The 23962-nt window shown below is 69.3% G+C and carries 21 protein-coding genes; 11 read left to right on the top strand and 10 right to left on the bottom strand.

Annotated elements, in window-relative coordinates; translation table 11 throughout:
* Positions 1 to 786: 786 nt before the first annotated feature.
* The 6 genes from AC3A5K_RS09015 to trxA all read right to left on the bottom strand — a co-directional run bounded on the left by AC3A5K_RS09015 (position 787) and on the right by trxA (position 9406).
* Complete coding sequence (locus tag AC3A5K_RS09015; protein ID WP_487617189.1) at positions 787 to 2664, bottom strand: DUF885 domain-containing protein; 1878 nt, start codon at positions 2662 to 2664, stop codon at positions 787 to 789.
* Between the two features lie 117 nt (positions 2665 to 2781).
* The gene (locus AC3A5K_RS09010; protein WP_487617188.1) at positions 2782 to 3468 is read right to left on the bottom strand and encodes a DUF502 domain-containing protein; all 687 of its coding nucleotides are present in this window, start codon (positions 3466 to 3468) and stop codon (positions 2782 to 2784) included.
* Positions 3469 to 3544: 76 nt separating this feature from the next.
* On the bottom strand, positions 3545 to 5602 hold the full coding sequence (locus tag AC3A5K_RS09005; protein WP_487617187.1) for a serine/threonine-protein kinase: 2058 nt from the start codon (positions 5600 to 5602) through the stop codon (positions 3545 to 3547).
* Between the two features lie 220 nt (positions 5603 to 5822).
* A complete protein-coding gene (locus AC3A5K_RS09000) occupies positions 5823 to 7526 on the bottom strand; it encodes an NAD(P)/FAD-dependent oxidoreductase (protein WP_487617186.1) in 1704 nt (567 codons plus the stop codon).
* A gap of 407 nt (positions 7527 to 7933) precedes the next feature.
* Positions 7934 to 8416, bottom strand: a complete 483-nt coding sequence (locus AC3A5K_RS08995; RefSeq protein ID WP_487617185.1) for a DUF4442 domain-containing protein — start codon at positions 8414 to 8416, stop codon at positions 7934 to 7936.
* A 108-nt stretch (positions 8417 to 8524) separates the two neighbouring features.
* Positions 8525 to 9406 (bottom strand): thioredoxin, encoded by an 882-nt coding sequence (trxA, locus tag AC3A5K_RS08990; protein ID WP_487617184.1) that lies wholly within the window; start codon positions 9404 to 9406, stop codon positions 8525 to 8527.
* Between the two features lie 145 nt (positions 9407 to 9551).
* Here trxA and AC3A5K_RS08985 point away from each other — a divergent pair, with 145 nt between their 5' ends.
* From AC3A5K_RS08985 to AC3A5K_RS08975, 3 genes are read left to right on the top strand one after another with little or no spacing between them, the layout of a single operon-like run.
* Complete coding sequence (locus AC3A5K_RS08985; RefSeq protein WP_487617183.1) at positions 9552 to 10184, top strand: hypothetical protein; 633 nt, start codon at positions 9552 to 9554, stop codon at positions 10182 to 10184.
* The gene (locus tag AC3A5K_RS08980) at positions 10181 to 10393 is read left to right on the top strand and encodes a helix-turn-helix transcriptional regulator (RefSeq protein ID WP_487617182.1); all 213 of its coding nucleotides are present in this window, start codon (positions 10181 to 10183) and stop codon (positions 10391 to 10393) included. The genes AC3A5K_RS08985 and AC3A5K_RS08980 overlap by 4 nt, the downstream gene beginning before the upstream one ends.
* Positions 10381 to 10968 carry a DUF998 domain-containing protein gene (locus AC3A5K_RS08975; RefSeq protein WP_487617181.1) on the top strand — a complete coding sequence of 196 codons (588 nt, stop codon included), beginning with the start codon at positions 10381 to 10383 and terminating at the stop codon, positions 10966 to 10968. The genes AC3A5K_RS08980 and AC3A5K_RS08975 overlap by 13 nt, the downstream gene beginning before the upstream one ends.
* Before the next feature lie 6 nt (positions 10969 to 10974).
* On the opposite strand, the gene AC3A5K_RS08970 is transcribed toward AC3A5K_RS08975, so the two are convergent.
* Both AC3A5K_RS08970 and AC3A5K_RS08965 read right to left on the bottom strand, forming a co-directional pair.
* A complete protein-coding gene (locus AC3A5K_RS08970) occupies positions 10975 to 12297 on the bottom strand; it encodes a metal-dependent hydrolase family protein (protein ID WP_487617180.1) in 1323 nt (440 codons plus the stop codon).
* Between the two features lie 63 nt (positions 12298 to 12360).
* The gene (locus tag AC3A5K_RS08965) at positions 12361 to 14079 is read right to left on the bottom strand and encodes a sensor domain-containing diguanylate cyclase (RefSeq protein ID WP_487617179.1); all 1719 of its coding nucleotides are present in this window, start codon (positions 14077 to 14079) and stop codon (positions 12361 to 12363) included.
* A 146-nt stretch (positions 14080 to 14225) separates the two neighbouring features.
* Between AC3A5K_RS08965 and leuS the strand changes: the two genes are divergently transcribed.
* The 6 genes from leuS to rlmH all read left to right on the top strand — a co-directional run bounded on the left by leuS (position 14226) and on the right by rlmH (position 20304).
* The gene (gene leuS, locus AC3A5K_RS08960) at positions 14226 to 16982 is read left to right on the top strand and encodes a leucine--tRNA ligase (RefSeq protein ID WP_487617178.1); all 2757 of its coding nucleotides are present in this window, start codon (positions 14226 to 14228) and stop codon (positions 16980 to 16982) included.
* A gap of 77 nt (positions 16983 to 17059) precedes the next feature.
* Positions 17060 to 17596 (top strand): LPS-assembly lipoprotein LptE, encoded by a 537-nt coding sequence (locus tag AC3A5K_RS08955; RefSeq protein WP_487617177.1) that lies wholly within the window; start codon positions 17060 to 17062, stop codon positions 17594 to 17596.
* 40 nt (positions 17597 to 17636) lie between these two features.
* Positions 17637 to 18683 (top strand): DNA polymerase III subunit delta, encoded by a 1047-nt coding sequence (holA, locus tag AC3A5K_RS08950; protein ID WP_487617176.1) that lies wholly within the window; start codon positions 17637 to 17639, stop codon positions 18681 to 18683.
* Between the two features lie 8 nt (positions 18684 to 18691).
* Complete coding sequence (gene nadD / locus AC3A5K_RS08945) at positions 18692 to 19351, top strand: nicotinate-nucleotide adenylyltransferase (protein WP_487617175.1); 660 nt, start codon at positions 18692 to 18694, stop codon at positions 19349 to 19351.
* Between the two features lie 29 nt (positions 19352 to 19380).
* A complete protein-coding gene (rsfS, locus tag AC3A5K_RS08940) occupies positions 19381 to 19794 on the top strand; it encodes a ribosome silencing factor (protein ID WP_487617174.1) in 414 nt (137 codons plus the stop codon).
* A gap of 39 nt (positions 19795 to 19833) precedes the next feature.
* Positions 19834 to 20304, top strand: a complete 471-nt coding sequence (gene rlmH / locus AC3A5K_RS08935) for a 23S rRNA (pseudouridine(1915)-N(3))-methyltransferase RlmH (protein WP_487617173.1) — start codon at positions 19834 to 19836, stop codon at positions 20302 to 20304.
* A gap of 504 nt (positions 20305 to 20808) precedes the next feature.
* Here rlmH and AC3A5K_RS08930 read toward each other — a convergent pair.
* Positions 20809 to 20982: a hypothetical protein gene (locus AC3A5K_RS08930; protein ID WP_487617172.1), complete on the bottom strand. Its 174-nt coding sequence runs from the start codon at positions 20980 to 20982 to the stop codon at positions 20809 to 20811.
* 1 nt (position 20983) lies between these two features.
* Positions 20984 to 21721, bottom strand: a complete 738-nt coding sequence (locus tag AC3A5K_RS08925) for an SIMPL domain-containing protein (RefSeq protein WP_487617171.1) — start codon at positions 21719 to 21721, stop codon at positions 20984 to 20986.
* A gap of 121 nt (positions 21722 to 21842) precedes the next feature.
* On the opposite strand from AC3A5K_RS08925, the gene AC3A5K_RS08920 reads away from it, so the two are divergent.
* The gene (locus AC3A5K_RS08920; RefSeq protein ID WP_487617170.1) at positions 21843 to 22439 is read left to right on the top strand and encodes a Maf family protein; all 597 of its coding nucleotides are present in this window, start codon (positions 21843 to 21845) and stop codon (positions 22437 to 22439) included.
* A gap of 6 nt (positions 22440 to 22445) precedes the next feature.
* Positions 22446 to 23954: a ribonuclease G gene (rng, locus tag AC3A5K_RS08915; protein WP_487617169.1), complete on the top strand. Its 1509-nt coding sequence runs from the start codon at positions 22446 to 22448 to the stop codon at positions 23952 to 23954.
* Positions 23955 to 23962 lie beyond the last annotated feature (8 nt).

Genomic DNA, 23962 nt, shown 5'->3' with positions numbered 1-23962 from the left:
CGCTTCCGGCGTCCGCCGGGATGACGGCCTCTATTTCCTTCGTCATTCCGGCGAAGGCCGGAATTCGGTGCCTTGTCGCCATCAAGGCACGGCTGGAACGTGCGTCATTCCGCCGAAGGCCGGAAGCCAGCACCCTGTCGCCATCAAGGCGCAGCTGAAAATGCGTCATTTCCCGCGAAGGCGGGAATCCAGTGCCTTTGCGTTCAAAGGCTTGAATGCCTCTGGATTCCCGCCTTCGCGGGAATGACGAACGAGGACAGACTTGATCCGCGTTTCTTTGACTCGGCGCTTACGGCTCACAACCGCAAGAAGCCGCGCGCGAACGCCCTCAACACGCCACCTTCCGAACGCCGGAAGCCAGCACCTTGTCGCCATCAAGGCGCAGCTGAAAATGCGTCATTCCCGCGAAGGCGGGAATCCAGTGCCTTTGCGTTCCATAGCTTGAAAGCCTCTGGATCCCCGCCTTCGCGGGAATGACGAACGAGGACAGACTTGATCCGCGTTGCTTTGACGCAGCGCTTACGGCTCACAACCGCAAGACGCAGCGCGCGAACGCCCTCAAGACGCCACCTGGCGAACGCCGGAAGCCAGCACCTTGTCGCCATCAAGGCGCAGCTGAAAATGCGTCATTCCCGCGAAGGCTGGAATCCAGTGCCTTTGCGTTCAAAGGCTTGAAAGCCTCTGGATTCCCGCCTTCGCAGGAATGACGAACGAGGACAGATTTGATCGGCGTTGCTTTGAGTCAGTGCTTACGGCTCACAACCGCAAGAAGCCGCGCGCGACACCTCAAGACGCCACACCCGCCGGCGCCGCCTCTGCCGGCGCATCGACACCCCGCCCACGCTGCCCCTCGATCCACGCATCGACCTTCGCCTCCAGCAGCGGCAACGGCAGCGCGCCGTCCTTCAGCACTTCGGCATGGAAGTCGCGGATGTCGAACGCCTCGCCCAGCGCGGCCTCGCTGCGCTTGCGCAGTTCCTGGAGTTTGAGTTCGCCGATCTTGTACGCCAGCGCCTGGCCGGGCCACGCGATGTAGCGCTCGGCCTCGGCGATCGCGTCGGGCTCGCTGACCGAGGAATTCTCGAACATGTAGTCGAGCACCTGCTGGCGGGTCCAGCCCTTGCTGTGCAGGCCGGTGTCGACGACCAGACGCACGGCGCGCCACAGTTCGCCCTGCAGGCGGCCGAAGTAGTCGTAGGGATCGCTGTAGAGGCCGAGCTCGCGGCCGAGGCTTTCGGCATACAGGCCCCAGCCTTCGATGTAGGCGGTCTCGCCGCCGAAGCGGCGGAAGGCGGGCAGGTCGGTCAGTTCCTGCTGCAGCGCGAGCTGGAAGTGGTGGCCGGGAATCGCCTCGTGCAGGAACAGATCCTCGGCCTCCCAGCGCTTGCGCGTGGGCAGGTCGAAGGTGTTGACGTAGAAGATGCCCGGACGGCTGCCGTCCTCGCTCGGCGACATGTAGGACCCGCCGGCGGCGGATTCGGCGCGGAACGCCTCGACCGGGCGGATCTCGAAGCCGGCCTTCGGCGTCAGCGAAAACAGCTCGGGCACCTTCGCCTCGATCTTGCGTTCGATACCGCGGTAATGCGCGAGCAGCTGGTCTTCGGAGCGGAACACGAAACGCCGGTCGCTCTGCATGAAGCGGAAGAAATCCTGCAGCGATCCATCGAAGTCCGTCTGCGTCATGACGCCGCGGATTTCCTCCTGGATGCGCGCCACTTCGTCGAGACCGATCTGGTGGATCGCCTCGGGCGTCAGATCGGATGTGGTCTGCTGCGCCGCCGAGAACGCGTACCAGGCCATACCGTCGGGCAGGGCGTCGAGACCCACGCTGTCGCGCGTGTGCGGCAGATAGTCGTTGGCGATGAAGTCGCGCTGGCGCTGGATGGCCGGATTGAGCTGCTCGGCGATCAGCGTGCGGAAGGCGGCGGTCAGGCGCTCGCGGTCGGCGTCGGCGATGTCTTCGGGGAACTTCGCGACCGGCCCCCAGAACGGGCTCTTTTCCACGTCGTCGACGAGGATCGCGTCGAACTGCGGCAGCACCTTCTCCATCACCACGCGCGGCTGCACGACGTTGGCCTCGATGCCGGCGCGCATGTTGGCGATCTCGGTGTCGAGCAGCACCGGAATGCGCGCGGCGCGGCGCAGCCAGGCTTCGTAATCGGCGACGGTCGCGAACGGCTGTGCGGTGGTGCCCGAACCCAGCATCACCGAATAGCTGACGATGCTGCCCATCTGGTTGACCGGCATCATCCACGACGGAAACCGCTCGGCATCGAGCGCGTTGCGGCGCTCCTGCACGAAGATCCGGTAGCTCAGCAGATCCTGGCCCTGCAGGCCGTCGCTGCCGATCCCCTCGACGGTCTTGAGCCAGCGTTCGTTGAAGGCGCGCGTCTGTTCGCGGTACTCGGCGCTGCCGAAGTCCGGCAACTGGTCGTTGTAGCGGGTGTCGCCCTGGAAGGTCGCCTGCACCGGGTTGCGCTCGAGCACCTCTTCCCAGTACTCGGCATACAGCGTGGTCAGGCGCGCGGCGCGTGCGGCGGCGTCTTCGGGCGCGGCGTCCGGTGCGCTGGCAGTGGCTGGCGTGGCGTCACCGCGCTGGCAACCGGCAAGACCACCGCCGGCGACGAGCGCGGCGGCGAGAGCGAGAACGAGCGGCTGCTTCATGACGGACTCCACGCGGCGGAGTCCCGATGCTGGCCCGCCGCCGCCCGTGGGGCAAGGGCGGCGTGCAACGACGGCGGGCGATGGAGTCGCCGTCGCCGACTCGATCCGACTGTCCGCCTACAGCGGCGGTGCCGGCTGCGGCGCCTTGGACGGCGGATCGAAGGGAATGGTGTCGGGCGCGACGGCGCCGCCGGAAATGATGAAGCTCATCGCCTGGTCGACCGTCCAGTCGGTGGGCGTGACCTTGTCCAGCGGCACGATCTCGAGATAGCCCGAGGTCGGGTTCGGGGTCGTCGGGACGTACACCGCGGCGAGTTCGCGGCCGGTGCCCTGTTCGCGGATCACCCGCGTCACGAAGCCGACGGATTTCATCTCGGCATGCGGAAAGTCGATCAGCACCACGCGCTGGGTACCGTCGGGCTTGGTCTGCAGGATGTCGAGCAGCTTGCGCGCGCTGGAATAGATCACGTTGGCCAACGGGATGCGCTGCACCAGCACCTCGACCCAGCCGAGGATGCGCTGGCCGATCACGCGCCGCGCCAGCCAGCCCACACCGAGGATCAGCGCGATGGTCGCCAGCATCGCGATCGTGGCCTGCACCGAGACCGCGTTGATCCAGCCCATGGAATTCGGGAAGCCGGCCGCGATCGAGTGCGCCAGCGGCGTGACCCAGGGCGTGCTGATGTTGGACAGCAGCACGAAGACGAACTTGACGACGATCCAGGTCAGCCAGATCGGCAGCAGCGTCAGCAGGCCGGTGAGGAACAGACGCTGCAGGCGTCCGCCCAGGGTGGGGGCACTCATCGGAATCCGGTCGTCAGGAAGAGGGAGCCGCACATGATGCGCGCGCCGCCTGCACCGTGAAAGCGCCGCCGCCGGCTCAGGGCAGATGCGTGAGCCGGAAGCCGACGTCGTCGTAGCCGCGGCGCGGATCCAGCGCGCGGCTGGCCAGATCGTCGCGGCGCGTGCGCCCGGCTGCGATGCGGTCCTTGCACGCAGCCGCGCAGTCGCTGCGCCATTCGGCGGGGCCGTCGGCGCGCGGTGCGACGTGGGCGCCCTGGGCGGTGGAGGCGACGACGATGCTGCGCCCCTCGCGCTCGCTGCGCCAGCGCGCGAAATCCACCGCGTCGTGCCAGGACACGCAGACCACCGGATCCCCCGGTGCCTGGTCGAAACCCGGGTTGTCCCAGTCGCGCGGCGCCATCGCGCGCAGCACCGAGCCGCGCGCGCGGCACGAGGCCGACTTGTGCCCGGTGGCCGCCACGAACTCGGCGTACTGGGCGCGGCTCACGGGCGTGTTGCCGACCGCGAACACCGTATCGCCCTCGCGCACCACGCGGGCGCCCCCTTCGATGCGCGCAGTCAGCGCAGCGAGGTCGGGGATGGCCTGTGCCTGTTGCCGCAGGCGCGCCTGCGCGGGCGCTTCGACTCCGGCCGCCTCAGCGCTGGCCAGACTGGCCAGGGCGGCCGGACGGTCGACACGACCGGCCAGGTCGGTCAGCCGCGTCTCCAATGCCTCCACGGTCTTCGCACGCAGACGGCGCATTGCATCCGCATCGGCGCGCCCGGTTTCGACGGCAAGTTCGCGGGCACTCTTCAGCAGTGCCGAAGCGCTACGGTCCTCGCCGGCGGCGATGGCCGCGCTGGCGCGGACCGCGATCGCATCGAGCCACCGGTCGACGGTTGCGGGCATGCGCAGATGCTCGCGATCGGCCTGCCAGGCCTGGCGCAGCGCATCGAGCGCGTTGTTGCGGACCGGCGGTGCCAGCTGGCCTGCACGCAGCAGGCGATCGGCGTCGGCCAGATGGCGATCGGCATCGGAGACCGGGGCGGCGCGCGGCGCGGCCACGGCGCCGGCATCGCCGACCGTGTCGCCGTTGTCACCCGCGTCGGTGGTGGCCGTGCGGGGTGACAACAGGGCGGCCCCGGGTGGCGTGGCAGCGACCACGGTGTCTGCCCCCGTCACCGGCGTGCGCTGCATGTTCATCACCACGCCGGCGCCGGCCGCCACGACCAGCAACAGCGGTGCCCACATCAGGCGCGGTACCCGGCGCGTGCCGTCGCCGATCTTCCGGAACGTGCCGCTGATCACCGGTTCGCGGCGGCCGTCGCGCTGCGGCACCTGGTCCAGCGCCTGCAGCATCTGGGTGGCATCGCCGAAGCGGCGGGTCAGCGATTTGGCCAGTGCGCGGTCGATGAAGCGCTGCCAGTGACGCAGGGCGGGCGGCAGGCGCGGAATCGGATTCTGGGTGTGCGCGAGCGCCATCGACAGCGCGTCGTCGCCCTTGTACGGCAACTCGCCGGTGAGCATTTCCCAGGCCAGCACGCCGACGCTGTAGAGATCGGCGCGGAAGTCGACCTGCTGGCCGCGCGCCTGCTCCGGTGCCATGTACGCGGTGCTGCCGACCGCCAGCCCGACCATCGTCACCCGCGTGCCGTAACCGCGGCGCAGGGCGATGCCGAAATCCGCCAGCAGCGGCCGGTCGGCCTCGTCGAACAGCACGTTCTCGGCCTTGACGTCCCGATGGATCACGCCGCGCGCATGGGCATAGGCCAGCGCCGACAGCAGCGCGCGCAGGATCTCGCGCACGCGTGCGTGGTCCTGGCTCAGATCGCGCTGGCCCAGGTGCCCGTGCGGCAGGTGGGGCATCGAGTACCAGGGCAGCCCGTCCCCGGTGCGGCCGACCTCGTGGATGCCCACGATGTGCGGATGCTCGAGCCGCGCGATCGTGCGGGCCTCGTTCTCGAAACGCCGGCGGCTGACTTCGTCGGCCAGCGCCTCGGGCAGCATGACCTTGATCGCCACGTCGCGGCCCAGCGAGAGCTGCGTGCCGAGATACACCGTGGCCATGCCGCCATGCCCGATGACGCGCAGCAACCGGTAACCGGCAATGTCCGGCAAGACCGTGGACGCGGGTCCGGTTGGCGTGTGCGGCATGATTCCCCCTGTGCGTCGCACAGCATACCGACGGCGCGCTGGAAAACGGTGTGACGCGTTGCAGGGTCCGACGCGCGAGGCGTCGATGGTGGAACACGCATGCCGCGCGGAGGCCGGATGTCAGGCGCGGCCGGATGTCGTCATGGCCGCGCAGCCTGTGCCGGTTTCGACAGCGACGCAGCGTGGATCAACCTCGGCCCCGTGGTGCGGCGCGCAGTCTTCAGGCCGCGCGTGCGTGCCCGGCCGCGACCAGTGCCATCGCCACCGATTCGGCGGCCTTGATACCGTCCACGCCTGCCGACAGGATGCCGCCGGCATAGCCCGCGCCTTCGCCGGCCGGAAACAAACCGCGGGTGTTCAGGCTCTGGCCGTCGGCATGGCGCGTGATGCGAAGCGGCGACGAAGTGCGGGTTTCCACGCCGGTCAGCAGCGCGTCGTGCATCGCGAATCCGCGCAGCTGGCGTTCGAACGCCGGCAGCGCTTCGCGGATCGCGGTGATCGCGTACTCGGGCAGGGCATTCGACAGATCGCCCAGGCGCACGCCGGGCGTGTACGACGGCACCACGCTGCCGAACGCGCTCGACGCGCGACCGGCCAGCAGATCGCCGACCAGCTGGCCCGGCGCCTCGTATTCGCCGCCGCCGAGTTCGAACGCGTTCGACTCCCAGTGCCGCTGCAACGCGATGCCGGCCAGCGGCCCGCCTTCGGGCGCGTAGGGCAGCAAATCCTCGGGCGTGATGCCGACGACGATCGCCGCATTCGCATTGCGTTCGTTGCGCGAGTACTGGCTCATGCCGTTGGTCACCACGCGGCCGGGTTCGCTGGCGGCCGCGACCACGGTGCCGCCCGGACACATGCAGAAGCTGTAGACCGAGCGGCCGTTGCGTGCGTGGTGCACCAGCTTGTAGTCGGCCGCGCCGAGCAGCGGGTGACCGGCCTGGGGACCGAAGCGCGCGGCGTCCACCAGCGACTGCGGGTGCTCGATGCGGAAACCGATGGAGAACGGCTTGGCCTCGAGAAACACGCCGCGTGTGTGCAGCATCGCGAAGGTGTCGCGCGCGCTGTGGCCCAGCGCCATCACCACGTGGTCGCTGCGGATCTCATCACCATTGGCCAGTGTCACGCCGCGCACATGACGCACGCCGTCGGCATCGGTGTCGACCAGCAGATCGTCGACGCGGCTGGAGAAGCGGATCTCGCCGCCCAGCGATTCGATGGTGGCGCGCATGTGCTCGACCATCGACACCAGCCGGAACGTACCGATGTGCGGCTTGCTGACGTAGAGGATTTCGTCGGGCGCACCGGCGGCGACGAACTCGGTCAGCACCTTGCGGCCGTGATGGCGCTTGTCGGAGATCTGGCTGTAGAGCTTGCCGTCGGAAAACGTACCCGCGCCGCCTTCGCCGAACTGCACGTTGGATTCGGGATTCAGCACCTTCTTGCGCCACAGCCCGAAGGTGTCGACGGTACGTTCGCGCACGGCCTTGCCGCGCTCGAGCACGATCGGCCGGAAGCCCATCTGCGCGAGCACCAGCGCCGCGAACAAGCCGCAGGGACCGGTGCCGATCACCAGCGGCCGCAGCGGCAGCGTTTCGCTGGCGCGGGCGACGAAGCGGTATGCCGTATCCGGCGCGGCGCCGACCTTGCCGCTGCCGCTGGCCACGGCGCCGTCGCCCTGTTCACCCGCAGCTGCCGCCTCGGGATCGAGTTCCAGCCGCTGCAGGATGTCGGCCTCGCGCGGCGTCTCCACGTCGACCGAATAGATCAGCACGATCGCCCCGCGCCGGCGCGCGTCGTAGCTGCGCTTGGCGACGGTGAAACCGGTGAGTTCGTCGGCATGGATGCCCAGGCGCGCGATGATCGCCGCGGGCAGCGCGGCATCGTCGTGATCGAGGGGCAGTTTGAGGTCGGTGAGTCGGAGCATGGCGAGTCGGTACGGTGGAAGCGGATGGGGCGTTGGGCAGGCACGGGGACGAGCGCGGTCGCGCCCATCGAACGTCGTGACCCGCCGCCCCGATGCGGTCGACAGGATACCGATCGGGGGTGCGACACGTCGGGCGGCGCCGGACGGACATCGGCGTTGCGCGGCGGCCAGCGCGTTGCAGACCACCGCGACGACTGCGCCTGCAGTGTCATGGATGCAATCGAACGTCGGCGAAAATCACAGGTGTGCCGCGTTGCGGCCGAATCCGGCGACGGTGCAGACGCACGCTGTTGCGCCGCCCCTGTATCGCTTCGGTGATTGCCTGCGACCGCCAGCGGTCCTGGGCACACGCGGTACGCCTGAAATCGACGCCCACACGCCGTCAGGAAGCTGCCGCAGTGCCCGGCTTACGCCAGCGAATCCGTCGCGCCGTCGGACCGGGTCCTGCGCCGCTTGCGGCGCACGTACACCTGCTTGCGGACGCGGGCGACCGGTTCGCCGGACGCGTCGAGCACGTCGGTCGTGAACCAGTGCAGGTATTTGGCGCCGCCGGCGGTGGCGTCGCGGATGGTCTGCAGCGTCGTGTCGTCGAGATGGAACTCGGCATGCACGGTGCCGCGGCCGGGACGGATGAATTCGATCTCGCCGGCCTTGTCCCAGACCACGTGATCGTCGCCGAGCGCACGCAAGGTCATGATCATCCAGAAGGGATCGGTCATCGCGAACAGGTTGCCGCCGAAGTGCGTGCCGACGTAATTGCGGTTGTACCAGCGCTGGCGCAGTTCGACCCGGGCGCGGCGGAAGCCGTCGCCCATCGCAGTGACTCGGATGCCTGCGAACAGGAACGGCGGCCACAGGTTCATCAGCAGGCGAAGGCGGCGCGGGGTCATGGCGGACCGGACGGAAGACGGGCCGCGATCTTACCGTACGCAGCGGTACGGCCTGGGCGGCGACGTCCGCGCCGGCGGGGCGCGGACGATGGTGTACGGAGCGCCGCGTCAGAACAGCAGCGAGGCCATCCGGCGGCGATAGCGCGACACCAGCGCGGCGTCGTCGACGACGCGGAAGGCATCGATCAGCGCCTTCCGCGGCAGGCCGTCGGCGAAGTCGCGATCGCGTCGCAGCAGTTCGATGAACAGTTCGAGGCCGGCTTCGCTGTCGCCGGCGACGATGCGGTGCACGCCCAGCAGGTGTCGCGCGCGCAGATCGTCGGGATCGGAGGCCAGCGTCGCCTGCAACGCCTCCGCCGTCGGGGCGTCGGCCAGCAGTGCGGCGAAGTCGAGCCGTGCGCGCGCCTTGACCGCGCGGTCGTCGGTGGCGAGGTTGGCGGGCAGGGCGTCGAGCAGGGCTTCGGCCTCCTTCGCGGCGCCGGTCTGCAGCAGCGCGAGCGCGAGGTCGAGCTGGAGTTCGGCCTTGTCGGGTTCCGCGGCGACGGCGTCGCGCAGGCGCGCGACTTCGGCCTGGGGATCGAGCGGTGCGGGCTCGGCATCCTCGATGGCGCCCGCCGCCGGCTCGATGCCATGGCGCTTCAGGAACTCGCGGATCTCGCCCTCGGGCAGCGCGCCCGGGAAGCCGTCGACCGGCTGGCCGCCGACCAGCAGAAAGACCGTCGGCACCGAGCGGATCTGGAACGCGGCCGCGATCTGCTGTTCCTTGTCGACATCGACCTTGGCCAGCACGAACGCACCGTTGTACTCGGCCGCCAGCTTCTCCAGCACCGGCCCCAGCGACTTGCACGGGCCGCACCATTCGGCCCAGAAATCGATCAGGACCGGCTTCTGCAACGACGCCTGCAGGACCTCGGTCTCAAAAGTCGCGGTGGTCGCGTCGAAGACATGGGGAAGTGCAGCGGGAGCGGGGGCGTTGCCGTCGAGAAGCATGCGGGGATCCGTTGGAGAAGGAATGCGCCGGGCGCGATCCCGAAGGATGGCGACGGATCCGCAGGATACAAGGCATGTCAAAAAGAGTTGACATGCCTCGCCAGAAAGGTAAATTATTTTTTACTTTAGGTAACCTGGAGCAGACATGCAAAAGCTGCGTCGCTGGAAGTGGCCGGGCCTGATGCTGCTGGCGGGACTGGCGCTGTGGATGTTGCTGGCCGGGCGGGGATCGCTGCTGGGTGTCGATCTCGGCATGCTGGGATCCGCGTTGCTGGTCGGCACCGCGTGGCTCTCTCTGTATGCGGTATCGAGGATGCCCGATGGTGCGTTCGAGCAGGGGATGGCGCCCGGCGAGTGGCAGGCCTGGATCGGCACGGTGTTTATGGGTGTCGCCACTGTGTACTTCGTCGGCAACCTCCATGTCTTTCAGGGCGAGTCGATTCCGTATGCCCCGCATTCGCGCGTGATCGTGCGCAATCTGCTGGTGTTATTGATCGCCTGGACTGTGTTGTCGCGGGTACTGGCGTCGCGCTGGAAAGGGCGCGTGCTGGCCGACGAACGCGACCGGGACATCGAGGCGCGCGCCGCTGGCTGGGGCCGCGGTGCGCTGGTGTTTGCGGTGATCGTGCTTGCAATGACGCTGGGTCTATCACCCGCTGACCGGTTGGTCTGGGCCACGCATTTCATGGTTGGCAACCTGCTGGTACTCGCGCTGATGTGCGGCTGGCTGGTCGAGTACGCCGCGACGGCAATGCTGTACGGGTGGGATCGGCGGTGACCGGCACCCCCATCACCAACGAGATCCGGCGCCTGCGCTTCGAGCACGGGGAAATGACCCAGCAGGCGCTGGCCGATGCCTGCCAGGTCACACGGCAGACGATCATCGCGCTGGAAGCGGAACGCTACGCGCCGTCGCTGGAACTGGCGTTCCGCATCGCGCGCACCTTCAGGGTCGGCGTCGAGGATGTGTTCCGGTGGGCGGCATGACGCGCGCGCGCGCGCGGACGCTGCCGCTGGTGCTGGCGGCGCACGCCTGCACGGTGCTGGCGCTGCTGGTGTTCGCCGCGATGACCGGCTTGCCGGCGCGCGCACCGCTGGCCTTGACCGGTGCGGGCGGGATGCCGCTGGCCTGGGGGTTCAATCTGCTGGCGTGGATCATTCCGGGTCTGATCGTCGCCGGTGTCGCGGTGCGGCTGCGCAGTGGCCTGGGGCCACAGGCGGGACGCGTGGCGGGCATCGCGCTGCAGCTGCTGCTGCTCGCGGCGCTGGCGTTCGCGGCGCAGGGCCTGCTGCCGCTCGATGTCGAAAATCTCGACGGCGGCGCCAGCCGCGGACATGCACTGGTCTGGATGCTGTGGAATCTGGCGTTCGCCGCCGGCGCCTTGCTGGCCGGTCTGGCCTTGCCGCCGGTGCGCTGGCCGAGCCTCGGCCTGTGTGCGGTGGTCGTGGCCGGTCTGCTGGCGCCCGGTCTGTTCGGGGCCGGGCTGGTCGAACGGGTGGTGCTGCTGTGCTGGGGTCTGTGGACCGCCGTGCTGGCGTGGCGGTTGCCACGCCAGCATTGAGCCGGCTCAGTCGCCCGGCGTTGCCTCGGGCGCCCGGTACACGCGGCCTTCCTTCATGACGAAGTCCACGCCCATCACCGCGTTGATGTCGGCGACGGGATCGCCGGGCATCGCGATGATGTCGGCGCGGCGGCCGGGCTCGATCACGCCCTGGTCGTCGACGCCCAGCACGGTCGCGGCATGCAGCGTCGCCGACTGCAGCGCGTACGCGGCCGGAATGCCGGCCTCGACCATGTAGAGGAATTCGCGCGCGTTGTCGCCGTGCGGACCCACGCCCTGGTCGGTGCCGAACGCGATCGGCACGCCGGCGCGATAGGCGCGCGCCGCGGTGTCCTGGATCTGCGCGCCGATCGTCGCCGCCTTCGGCCGCACGACTTCGGGGAAATAGCCAGGCTCGCGGGCCTTGTCGGCGACGAAACGCCCGGCGTAGATCGTCGGCACGTACCAGGTGCCGCGCTGCTTCATCAGCCGCATCACCTCGTCGTCCATGTGGGTGCCGTGCTCGATGCTGGTGACGCCGGCAAGCACCGCGCGCTTCATGCCTTCGGTGCCGTGCGCATGCGCGGCGACGGTGTAGCCGTAGTCCTTCGCGGTGTCGACGACGGCCTGCACCTCGTCGACGGTGAACTGCGGCGCGTCACCGGAACGCGCGTAGCTCAGCACGCCGCCGGTGGCGGTGATCTTGATGACGTCGCTGCCGTCCTTGTAACGCTGGCGCACGGCCTGGCGCGCGTCGTCGATCGAATTGATCACGCCTTCGGTCGGGCCGGGCGGCCCCATCAGATGCGACAGCATCGAGTTGTAGCCGTTGCTCGGATCGGCATGGCCGCCGGTGGTGGCGATCGACTTGCCGGCGGCGAAGATCCGCGGGCCCGGTACCAGGCCCTGGTTGATCGCGTCACGCAGATGCGGGCTCACTTCGCCGCCGAGATCGCGCACCGTGGTGAAGCCGGCGCGCAGGGTCTTGTCGGCATAGCCGACCGCGCGGAACGCGAAGTCGACCGGATCGAGACGGAAGCCCTCGGAGTAACTCGCCGGGCTGGATTCGGATCCCAGATGCACGTGCAGGTCGGTCCAGCCCGGCGAGCAGGTGCGGTCGCCGAGGACGATCGATTCCACGCCGTCCTCGAGTTTCGCGCGGCCCGGAATCACTTCGGCGATGCGGCCGTCCGCGACCACGATTGTGTGTTCGCCGAGTACGCGGCCACTGCGTGCGTCGAACAGGCGCTCGCAATGCACGGCGGTGCGGGTCTCGGCCATCGCGGCGGCCGGCAACAGCAGCGCGGTGGCCAACAGAACACAGGACGGTGCGCGGGAACGACAGGGCATGCGGAACTCCGGAGCGGCGACGGGTTCCGGATTGAAGCACGCGGCCGGGGCCTGCGCGCGGGCTCAGTCGCGGTGCGAGGCGTGCAGCACCCGGTTGCGGCCTTCGGCCTTAGCGCGATACAGCGTGGCATCGGCCAGTTGCTGCAGCACTTCCGGCGTGGCGCCGTCGGCGGGATAGGTCGCGATGCCGATCGACATCGTCACCGGGCCCAGGGTCTGGCGCAGATGCAGCACGGTCGCGGTCTCGACCTCGCGCCGGATCGCCTCGGCGCGCTGGACGGCACCTTCGGCGTCCATCTCCGGCATGACCACGGTGAATTCCTCGCCGCCGTAGCGGCAGGCGATGTCCTCGCTGCGCACCCGGGACTGGATCAGGCGGCCGATCTGGCTCAACAGGGCGTCGCCGGCGAGGTGGCCGTGGGTGTCGTTGAAGCGCTTGAAGTGGTCGACGTCCAGCATCAGCACCGACAGCGGCAGCCCGCGGCGTTCGCAGCGCTGCAGCTCGCGGGACAGGTTTTCTTCCAGGTACCGGCGGTTGAACAGGCCGGTCAGCGGATCGCGCAGCGACTGCGTGCGCAGCGTTTCGCGCAACTGCAGATTGACGATCGCCAGGCCCAGCTGCTCGGCGATCTGGGTGACGATCTCGATGTCGCCCTCGTCCGGCGCACGGTCGTCCGGCGTGCTGATGTGCAGCAGGCCGATCGCGGCGCCCTGGGCCACCAGCGGCAGGCACAGGCTGGCGGTGGACTCCAGCGCCGCGCCCGCGTCGATGTGGTCGCAGTGCATGCCGCCCGACCCGGCCGGCAGATGATGCGGCTGGCCGCGGCGCAGCGCCCAGCACTGCTTGGGCAGCAGCAGGTCGGCGCTGCTGATGGTGGCGTCGCCGAAGGTCGCGATGCTTTCGTAGAAGTTCTGCGACGCACGCAGCAGATAGCACTGGCCGCTGGCACCGGGGATCAGGCCTGCCAGGGTGTCGGCGGTCAGCCGGACGATTTCGTCCCGCGTCTCACAGCTCTGCAGCAGGCCCGAATACCGGCTCAGGCGATGGCGCTGTTCGGACAGCCGGTCGGCCTTGGCCATGGTCAGCGCCATCTCGTGGAAGGCGTCGCGGGCTTCGCGCTCGAGCAGCTGCGCGCGCCGGTTCTCGCGGGTCACGCTCCACATCAGCCAGATCAGCAGGCCGGCCGACACCAGCGTGCCCAGCACCACCAGCACCGTCAGCCATAGCGCGGCGCGCTGGCTGCGGGCCTCACGTTCGGCCAGCAGGCGGGTTTCCTCGTCGCGCATCTGCGCGCTGACGGCCTCGATGCGGCCCCACTGGGCCAGGGTGCGCGGGGCGTTGGTGGCGGCGCGGGCCGCCTCCATGTCGAACATTTCCTGGATGTCGTGCAACCGGTGCAGCTCGGCCATGTGGGTGCGCACCAGCGTCTGCAGCGACCGCGCGCGCGGCGCCTGCACCGGGTTGTCCGCGGTCAGGGCCAGCAGGGCGTCCATCTGTTCTTCGACGCCGGGTGCCACGCGCAGGTACTGGCGACGGAAGTCCGGGTGGCCCGTCAGGCGGTAGGCGCGCGCGCTGGCCTCGCTGCTGCGCACCAGCTGGTCCACCACCTCGATCCGGTTGAGCACCCGGTAGGTGTGCTCGATCCACGCATTGCTCGCGCGCAGGTTCTCGACGCCGAACACGCTCGCCGTGCCGGTGCCGATGAGCAGCAGCAGGGCCAGGGCGAATGCGGGCAGTCGGTAGGACTTGAACCGGGACGAGGACGCGGGCAGGGGACACACTCGGCAAAGTGGAGCGCGATTGTAGCCGTGACGCGGGCCGGTGACCGCGTGCCGTGGTCCGCCCCCCGGGGCAGGCGCGGCGCGTAGCGGGGGCAGGGCCCCTGCGGTAGGCTTGCCGGCTGTCCTCCGCCAGCAGAATGCAGTCCGTGTCCAGCGAACCCGTCGTCGTCGATCCCAACGCCTACCAGCCCACTCCGGTGGAGTCCGATGCCCAGAATTTCTGGACGTCGACCCGCGCGTTCGAGGTCACGGAACGGGCCGACAAGCCCAAGTACTACTGCCTGTCGATGCTGCCGTATCCGTCCGGCGCGCTGCACATGGGCCACGTGCGCAACTACACGCTGAGCGACGTCATCAGCCGCTACCAGCGGATGACCGGCAAGAACGTGCTGCAGCCGATGGGCTGGGACGCGTTCGGCCTGCCGGCCGAGAACGCCGCGATCAAGAACGCGACCGCGCCGGCCAAGTGGACCTACGCCAACATCGCGCACATGCGCAGCCAGCTGCAGTCGCTGGGCTATGCGATCGACTGGAGCCGCGAATTCGCGACCTGCGCGCCGGACTACTACGTCCACGAGCAGCGCATGTTCGTGCGGCTGATGAAAAAGGGCCTGGCGTACCGCCGCAACTCGGTCGTCAACTGGGATCCGGTCGACCAGACCGTGCTCGCCAACGAGCAGGTCATCGACGGCCGCGGCTGGCGCTCGGGCGCGCTGGTGGAAAAGCGCGAGATTCCGCAGTGGTTCCTCAAGATCACCGCCTACGCGCAGGAACTGCTCGACGGTCTGGACACGCTGGGCGGCTGGCCGGACTCGGTCAAGACCATGCAGCGCAACTGGATCGGGCGCAGCGAAGGTCTGGAGTTCGCGTTCGACGTCGCCGGCAGCGACGACAAACTCGCCGTCTACACCACGCGCCCCGACACGCTGATGGGCGTGACCTTCGTGTCCGTCGCCGCCGAGCATCCGCTGGCGATGCGCGCGGCCGAAACCAATCCGGATCTCGCCGAATTCATCGCCGACCTGCGCCAGGGCGGCGTGTCCGAGGCCGAGCTGGAGACCCAGGTCAAGCGCGGCATGGACACCGGCCTGCGTGCGATCCATCCGGTGACCGGTGAAGAAATCCCGGTCTGGGTCGCCAACTTCGTGCTGATGGGTTACGGCACCGGCGCGGTCATGGCCGTGCCTGGCCACGACCAGCGCGACTGGGAATTCGCCAAGGCCTACGGCCTGCCGATCCGGATGGTGGTCGTGCCGACCGACGTGCGCGATGCGCTCGAGGAAATCGGCCGCGACCGCGCCACGCACACCGATCCGATGCAGTCGGCGCTCGGCGGCGGCGCGTCGCTGGACGTCTACGACACCGGCGCAGCCGTGCAGGTCGTCGAGTCCTTCGAGCGCCGCATCGCCGAAGAGGGTGCCTACACCGATCGCGGCTGGCTGGTGAATTCCGGTGAGTTCGACGGCCTCGATTTCCAGCAGGCGCTCGATGCACTGGCGTCGCGCTTCGAGGCCGAAAGCCGCGGCGCGCGCAAGGTCAACTTCCGCCTGCGCGACTGGGGCGTCAGCCGCCAGCGCTACTGGGGTTGCCCGATTCCGGTGATCTACTGCGACGCCTGCGGCGCGGTGCCGGTGCCCGAGGACCAGCTGCCCGTGCTGCTGCCCGAGGACGTCGAAGACGCCTTCGCCAATCCGGGCGTCGTGCAGTCGCCGATCAAGTCCAACCCCGAGTGGCGCAAGACCACGTGTCCGACCTGCTTTGGTCCGGCCGAACGCGAGACCGACACCTTCGACACCTTCATGGAGTCGAGCTGGTACACCGCGCGCTACACCTCGCCCGGCGCGGCCGACATGGTCGATGACCGTGCCGACTACTGGACGCCGGTCGACCAGTACATCGGCGGCATCGAGCACGCGATCCTGCATCTGCTGTACTTCCGCTTCTATCACCGCCTGATGCGTGACGAGGGTCTGGTGCGCAGCGACGAGCCGGTGATCAACCTGCTGACCCAGGGCATGGTCATTGCCGATACGTTCTATCGGGAACTCGACAACGGCAGCAAGGACTGGATCAACCCGGCCGACGTCGAGATCGTCCGCGACGACAAGGGCCGGATCACCGGCGCGACGTCGAAGCTCGACGGCCAGCCGGTCTCGATCGGCGGCACCGAGAAGATGTCCAAGTCAAAGAACAACGGCGTGGATCCGCAGTCGATGATCGGCAAGTACGGAGCCGACACGGTGCGCCTGTTCTCGATGTTCGCAGCCCCGCCCGAGCAGTCGCTGGAATGGAACGAGGCCGGCGTCGAAGGCATGTCGCGCTTCCTGCGCCGGTTGTGGAACCAGGTGCAGAAGCACGTGCAGGGCGGGGCGACCGGTGCGTTCGATGTCGCCGCCACCACGCCCGCGCAGAAGACGCTGCGTCGCCAGCTGCACGAGGCGATCCAGAAGGTCGGCGACGACTACGGCCGTCGCCACAGCTTCAACACCGCGATCGCCGCGGTGATGGAGCTGCTCAACCATGTCGGCAAGTTCGACGAAGCCGACGCGAACGCACGCGCGCTGCGTCAGGAAACCTTCGAGACCATCGTCCTGCTGCTCAACCCGATCACCCCGCACATCGCGCACACCCTGTGGCAGGTGCTGGGTCACGCCGAGACGCTGCTCGAAGACCAGACCTTCCCGCAGGCCGACCCGGCGGCGCTGGAACGCGACGCGCTGACGCTCGCGGTGCAGGTCAACGGCAAGCTGCGCGGCACGATCGAGGTCGCAGTGGATCTGCCGAAGGAGGCGATCGAGGCGATGGCGCTCAACGAGCCCAACGTCGTCAAGTTCCTGAGCGAACTGACCGTGCGCAAGGTCATCGTCGTGCCCGGCAAGATCGTCAATATCGTCGCCGGCTGAACCGTCGCCGGACCGGGCAGTGCCCGGTCCGGTACACGTCGCTTGCCGCCCCCCGTCCCCTCGTCCAGACTGCGCCCATGAGCCTTCTTCATCCGCGTCCGATCCGCCTGGCAGCCGTTGCGCTCGCCCTGTCCCTGCTGCTGTCGGCCTGCGGTTTCCACCTGCGCAATGCGCTGATGCTGCCGCCGGACCTCGGCCCGGTCGACATCGTGTCCAGCGATCCCTACAGCCGTCTGGCCCGTTCGGTCGAGCGCGCACTGGCCGCCGCCGGCGCCGAGATCGCCGAGCCCCGCGCGGTCGATGTCGCCGTGCTCAACATCCAGTCCGAACGCTGGGCGGCGCTGCCGGCCAGCCTCGACGCGCAGGGCCGCGCGCAGGAGTACACGCTGCGCTATGCGGTCGTGTTCTCGATGCGCGATGCCGATGGCCGCGACATCGTGCCGCAGCAGGCGATCGAACTCGCCCGTGACTATCTCGCCCCGCCGACCGATTCGATCGGTGCCGATTCGGAACGCGAGCTGCTGTCGCGCGAACTCGAGCGCGAGATGACCGCCTCGATCATCCGCCGGATCGACGCGGTGTTCCGCAATCCGCAGGAACGCACGCGCGGGTGACCGCTGTGTCCGCCCTGCGGCCCCCGATCGCGGTACTGCGATGGAACTGACCCCCGAACGCCTGTCCGCGCAACTCGAGCGCGAGCCGCTGCGCCCGGCCTACCTGATTGCCGGTCCCGAGCCGCTGCGCGTGCTGGAAGCCGCCGATGCGGTCCGCGTGGCCGCGCGCGCGCAGGGTGTGGCCGAACGCGAGATCTTCGAGCCCGAAGGGCGCGATATCGACTGGAACGGGCTCGAGGCGACCTTCCGCGCGCCCAGCCTGTTCGCCTCGCGGCGACTGGTCGAGCTGCGCCTGCCGACGACCAAGCCGGGCAAGGAGGGCGCCGCGGTCATCGCCGGCTTCTGCGCCGATCCGCCGGCCGACGTCACCCTGCTGGTCACCGGCGGCGAGTGGAGCCGGCAGCACGGCGGCAAGTGGAGCGAGGCGATCGGTGCCATCGGCCACATCGTCGTCGCCTGGCAGATCAAGCCGCATGAACTCGAGGGCTGGATCGAGGCCCGGCTGCGCAGCCGCAAGGTGCTGGCCGACCGCGGCGCCGTGCAGCAGCTGACCGAGCGCGTCGACGGCAACCTGCTGGCGGCCGCGCAGGAGGTCGACAAGCTGGCGCTGCTGGCCGACGGCCAGACCCTCGATGCCGAACGCATGCACGCCCTGGTGGCCGATGCCGCCCGCTTCGACGTGTTCCGCCTGCTCGATGCCACGCTCAACGGACAGCCGGTCCAGGTGTCGCGGATGCTCGCCGGCCTGCGTGCCGAAGGTGAGGCCATCCCGGCATTGATGGGCATGATCGTCATGGAACTCACGCGCGCGGCCAGCCTGGCCCAGGCGCAGGCCCGCGGCGGCAACATGGCCGCCGAATTCAAGGCCCAGCGGATCTGGGATGCGCGCCAGGCCGGCTACCGCCGCGCCCTGCAGCGGCACCCGGCCGCCCGCTGGGACCGGTTCGTCGTCGAGGCCGGACGCGTGGACCGCATCGCCAAGGGCCGCGGTCGCTGGGGGCAGGACCCCACTGATGCCTGGCTGGCGCTGGAGCGCCTGCTGGTCGCCGTGGCCGACGCCCGCGCCGGCGCGCTGCTGGCCGCCTGATTCCGCGCGTGGCGCTGTTTCTCGTCTACGGCGGCACCTTCGATCCGATCCACTGCGGACATCTGGCGATCGCGCGGGCCGCGCGCGATGCCTTGTCCTGCGAGGTCCGCCTGATGCCCGCCGGCGATCCACCGCACCGCGCGGCGCCGGGCGCCGATGCCACGCAGCGTGCCGCGATGGTCGCGCTGGCGATTGCTGGTGAGTCCGGTCTCCTGCTGGATCGCCGCGAGCTCGAGCGCCGCGGACGCAGCTACACGGTGGAGACGCTGGCCGACCTGCGTGCCGCGCGCGGCCCCGCGCAGCCGCTGGCCTGGCTGGTCGGCGCCGACAGCCTGCTCGGACTGACGTCCTGGCACCGCTGGCAGGACCTGTTCGCGCTGGCCCATCTGGTCGTCGCCGAGCGGCCAGGCAGCACGCTCGATGCGGACCTGCCGCCGGCGCTGGCCGATGCCCTGCAGGCGCGCTGGACCGAGGCTTCGGCGGATCTGGACACCGCGCCGGCGGGGCGCGTGCTCCGGCTGCGCCAGCCGCTGCATCCGGTGTCTGCGACCGACATCCGTGCACGCGCGGCGCGCGGCGCCTCGCTGCAGGGCCTGGTGCCCGAGGCCGTCGCCGCATTCATCGAAGAGAAGGGGCTGTACCGGCCCGCGCCGGCCGCTTCGCTATAATCCGCTTCGCACTTCACGAGCCAACCCTCTTGTCCAATCCCGCACACGTCATCAAGACCCGTCTTCCCGAGCCGCCGCCGTCCCCGGACGCGCTGTTGGAGGTCGCACGTGCGGCCGTCGCCGAACTCAAGGCCGTCGACGTCGTCGACATCGATGTCCGTGGCCGCAGCAGCGTCTGCGATTTCATGGTCGTCGCGTCGGGCACGTCCAGCCGCCACGTCAAGTCGATCGCCGACGAAGTGGTCAAGCACGCCAAGAGGCTCGGCTGCCAGCCGCTGGGCGTCGAGGGCGAGCGCGAAGCCGAATGGGTCCTCGTCGACCTTGGCGACGTGATCGTCCACGTGATGCTGCCGCGCGTGCGCGAGTTCTATGCGCTCGAGCGCCTGTGGACGGTCGGCGACCAGCCGCCGGAAGACGAGCGCGGCCCGCGTCGCGATGCCTGATCGCGGCGTCCCGGCACGTATGCCGGGACCACGTTCGACATGAAAGCGAAGCTGATCGCCGTCGGCGAACGGGCACCCGCTTGGGTGGCCGACGGGTTCGCCGAATACCGCAAGCGGCTGTCGTACTGGCTGCCGCTGGATCTGGTCGAAGTCGAGCCCGGCTTGCGTGGCAAGGGCCGCGACACCGTACGCGCGATGTCCGACGAGGGCGCGCGCGTGCTGTCCGCGGTGCCGCGCGATGCGCTGGTCGTCGCGCTGGACGGGCGCGGCAGGACCCATTCGTCCGAAGACCTCGCCCAGCGCCTGGAACACTGGCGCATGCAGGGGCGTGACCTGGCGTTCCTGATCGGCGGCCCGGAAGGCCATGCGCCCGATGTCTTCGCGCGGGCCGACGAGCGCTGGTCGCTGGGGCCGCTGACCCTGCCGCACATGCTGGTGCGGCTGGTACTGGCCGAGCAGCTGTATCGCGCGGCCGCGATGCTGGCGAACCATCCCTACCACCGCGGCTGACCCTGCCACCGCGCCTGGGCCCGGGCAGCCGGAACGCCGGCTCGTCCTGCGCGGCAACGTCTTCGCGATTGACTTCGTTCTTGTCCCACCGGCGCCCGCTGGCGATGCCGTCATGCCCGCGCAGGCGGGCATCCATTGACGTTGCGGTCGAAGGCGGTCGACAGCGGTCGAGGCGGACAGCAAGGCAGACGCCCGTTCGCGTCGAAGCGGATCAGCGGTTCGCCCTCGACGCTGCGTGATCAACGTCGGCGCGCATTTGCGCGCGATACGGATGTCGGCGGTGACACTTCGCGCGCGAGCGCGCTCCCACACGAGCGAAGGACGCTCGCGTATTGCTTGCACGCAGCGAGCATCGCGCGTGGCAGAGACGCGCGTCGGCCGTTCCCCGGCATCGGCGCGCACATCGGCCCTGCATCGCGCGCGTCATCTGCGCGGCTCAAGGGTCCAGACGACGAAAGGCCCGCACGAGGCGGGCCTTCCGGTGTCACGACACGCGCCCGGACATCATTCGCCCGGCGTGGTCTCCGGCGCGCGGTCGAGGCCGCCGTCGTCAGGGTCGCGTTCGGGTTTCGGGGCGGGCTGATGGGCGTCGCCCTTGTCGCGCGGCTGCTTTTCCGCATAGCCGGTCGATTCGTCCTTGCTCGGCGTGCGCGGCGGGGTATCTCGGGGTTCGGTCATCTCAGCGTCCCAGTTCGAAGACAACGTCGAGGTTCGCACCCAGGGTGGTTTCGCCCGGTGAAACCGGCGGCGCCGCGCTGTCCATGGCCATCTGGCGCATCGCCATCATCGGGCGCGGGGGCTGGAAACCGCCGCCCTCGCTGATGCTGACGATCCGGCGCACGCGCATGCCGAGCGACGCGGCGTAGGTTTCGGCGCGCTGCTGGGCCTTCTTCAGGGCCGCGGCGCGTGCCTCGTCCTGGACGGCTTCGGCGTCGTCGATCTCGAACGTCGGGCCGTTGATCTGGTTGGCGCCGCTGGCGACCAGCGCATCCAGCACCGCGCCGAGGCGGCGGATGTCGCGCACGCGCAGGTTGACGGTGTTGTTGGCCTGGTAGCCGGTGATCACCGGCGGCTGGTTCTCGGCGTAGCGGTACTGCGGGCTCAGGTTGATGCCCGAGGTCTGCACGTCGCGATCGGCGATGCCGGCGGCCTTGATCGCCGCGGTCAGGCGGGTCATTTCCTCGGCATTGGCGCGCATCGCGCCATTGGCGTCGGCGGCCTGGGTGACGATGCCGGTCGACAGGGTGGCGATGTCCGGCGCGCGGCTGGCTTCGGCGCTGGCCGAGATCGACAGCAGGGTGCCGTCGGTGGGCGCCGCGTGCGCGACCGGCGCCTGGGCGGAAGCGGTGGTCATCGAGAGGATCCCGAAGGCGAGGCTGCTGGCGAGCAGCAGCGGGCGAAGGCGATGGGTACGCATGGAGGACTCCAGAAACGACGCGGGAAGGGTCGTGGTGATCCGGTGAACGGGTCGTGAGCCGGAACGGGGTCGAGGCAAATGCGGTTCCGGCCGCGCAGGCGCTGCACGGTATCCTTGCGGGATGCTGCATCTGGCCTCGCAATCTCCCCGCCGTCGCGCCCTGCTGACCCGTCTCGGACTGCCGTTCGGCGTGGTCGACGTGGACGTGCCCGAGCATCGGGAACCCGGCGAGCCGGCGCTGGACTACGTACGCCGCGTGGCGCGCGAGAAGGCCGGCGCAGGTCTGCTGGCGGTCGTCGCCGTGCCCGGTGCGCTGGTCATCGGCGCCGACACCGAGGTCGTCCTCGACGGCGAGGTGTTCGGCAAGCCGCGCGATGATGCGGACGCAAACGAGATGCTGCGGCGGCTGTCCGGCCGCACCCACGAGGTGATTTCATCCGTGGCGCTGGTCTCGGCCGGGCGCGAGGCGCAGGCGACCGTGGTCACCGAGGTCACGTTCGACACGCTGGACGCGGCCACGATCGCGGCCTATGTCGCCAGCGGCGAGCCGCATGGCAAGGCCGGCGCCTACGCGATCCAGGGCGGCGCCGAGCTGTTCGTGACGCGCATGGCCGGCAGCCATTCGGGCGTGGTCGGACTGCCGCTGCAACAGACCGCCGCGCTGTTGCGCGGCTTCGGATTGGAACCGCGGCCCTTCGCCGCCGACGCTGGGGCCTGATACGGCATGTCCGAAGAGATCCTGATCAACGTCACCCCGCGCGAGACCCGCGTGGCGGTGGTCGAGAACGGCATGCTGCAGGAACTGCACATCGAACGCGGCTGGCGTCGGGGCGTGGTGGGCAACATCTACAAGGGCAAGGTGCAGCGGGTGATGCCCGGCATGCAGGCGGCCTTCGTCGATATCGGCCTGGAGCGCGCGGCGTTCCTGCATGCCAACGACGTGGTGCGCCCGCCGCAGACCGCAGGCGAGGGCGAGAGCCTGTTTCCGTCGCCTGCGCCGACGCTGCCGGTCAACGAACTGCTGCGCGACGGGCAGGACATCGTGGTGCAGGTGGTCAAGGATCCGATCGGCACCAAGGGTGCCCGGCTGACCACGCAGATCAGCATTCCCTCGCGTTACCTCGTGCTGCTGCCGCAGTCGCGTGTGGTCGGCGTGTCGGCGCGGATCGAGGACGACGTCGAGCGCACCCGGCTCAAGACGCTGGTGTCCGAGCTCGCGGCCGCGACCGGCGGCCACGGCTACATCGTGCGCACCAACGCCGAAGGCCAGAGCGCCGAGGCGCTGGCCGAGGACATCGCCTATCTGCAGCGGGCCTGGGCCCTGATCGAGCACACCACCGCCGATGCGCGGGTCGGCGCGCGCGTGTACGAAGACCTGACCCTGCCGATGCGCGCGGTGCGCGACCTGATGCGCCGTGATGTCGACAAGGTCAAGGTCGATTCGCGCGATACCTACGAAAAACTCTGCCACTTCGCCGCGCAGTACATGCCCGCGCCCGGTCCGGCCGAACAGGCGCGCCTGGTCGACCGGATCGAGTGCTACACCGGCAACCGGCCGATCTTCGATCTGTACGGCGTCGAGGACGAAATCCAGCGCGCGCTGAAGAAGGACGTGCCGCTGAAGTCCGGCGGCTATCTGGTCATCGACCAGACCGAGGCGATGACCACGGTGGACGTCAACACCGGTTCGTTCCTGGGGCAGCGCAATCTCGAGGAAACGGTGTTCCGCACCAATCTCGAGGCCGCGCAGGCGGTGGCACGCCAGCTGCGGCTGCGCAACCTCGGCGGCATCATCATCATCGACTTCATCGACATGGTGGATCCGGAGCACAAGCGCCAGGTGCTGCGCACGCTGGAGAAGTCGCTGTCCAAGGACCACGCCAAGACCACGGTCTACGACTTCTCGCCGCTGGGCCTGGTCGAGATGACGCGCAAGCGCACCGTCGAAAGTCTGGAGCGCCAGCTCGGCGAGGCCTGCACCGCGTGCGGCGGGCGCGGCATCGTCAAGACCATCGAGACCGTGACCTACGAGATCTTCCGCGAGATCGTGCGTGCCGTGCGCCAGTTCGAGGCCGAACGCCTGCTGGTGATCGCCTCGCCGCGGGTGGTGTCGATGATCACCGACGAGGAATCGGCCGCGGTCGTCGAACTGGAGGAATTCCTCGGCAAGTCGATCCGCTTCCAGTCCGACGACCAGTACCTGCAGGAGCAGTTCGACGTTGTGCTGCTCTGACCGATACC

It is taken from the genome of Luteimonas sp. Soil_C_5, from assembly GCF_057656615.1.
Note: the sequence above shows the minus strand (reverse complement) of the source record. Positions and strands in the feature narration are given on the sequence as shown.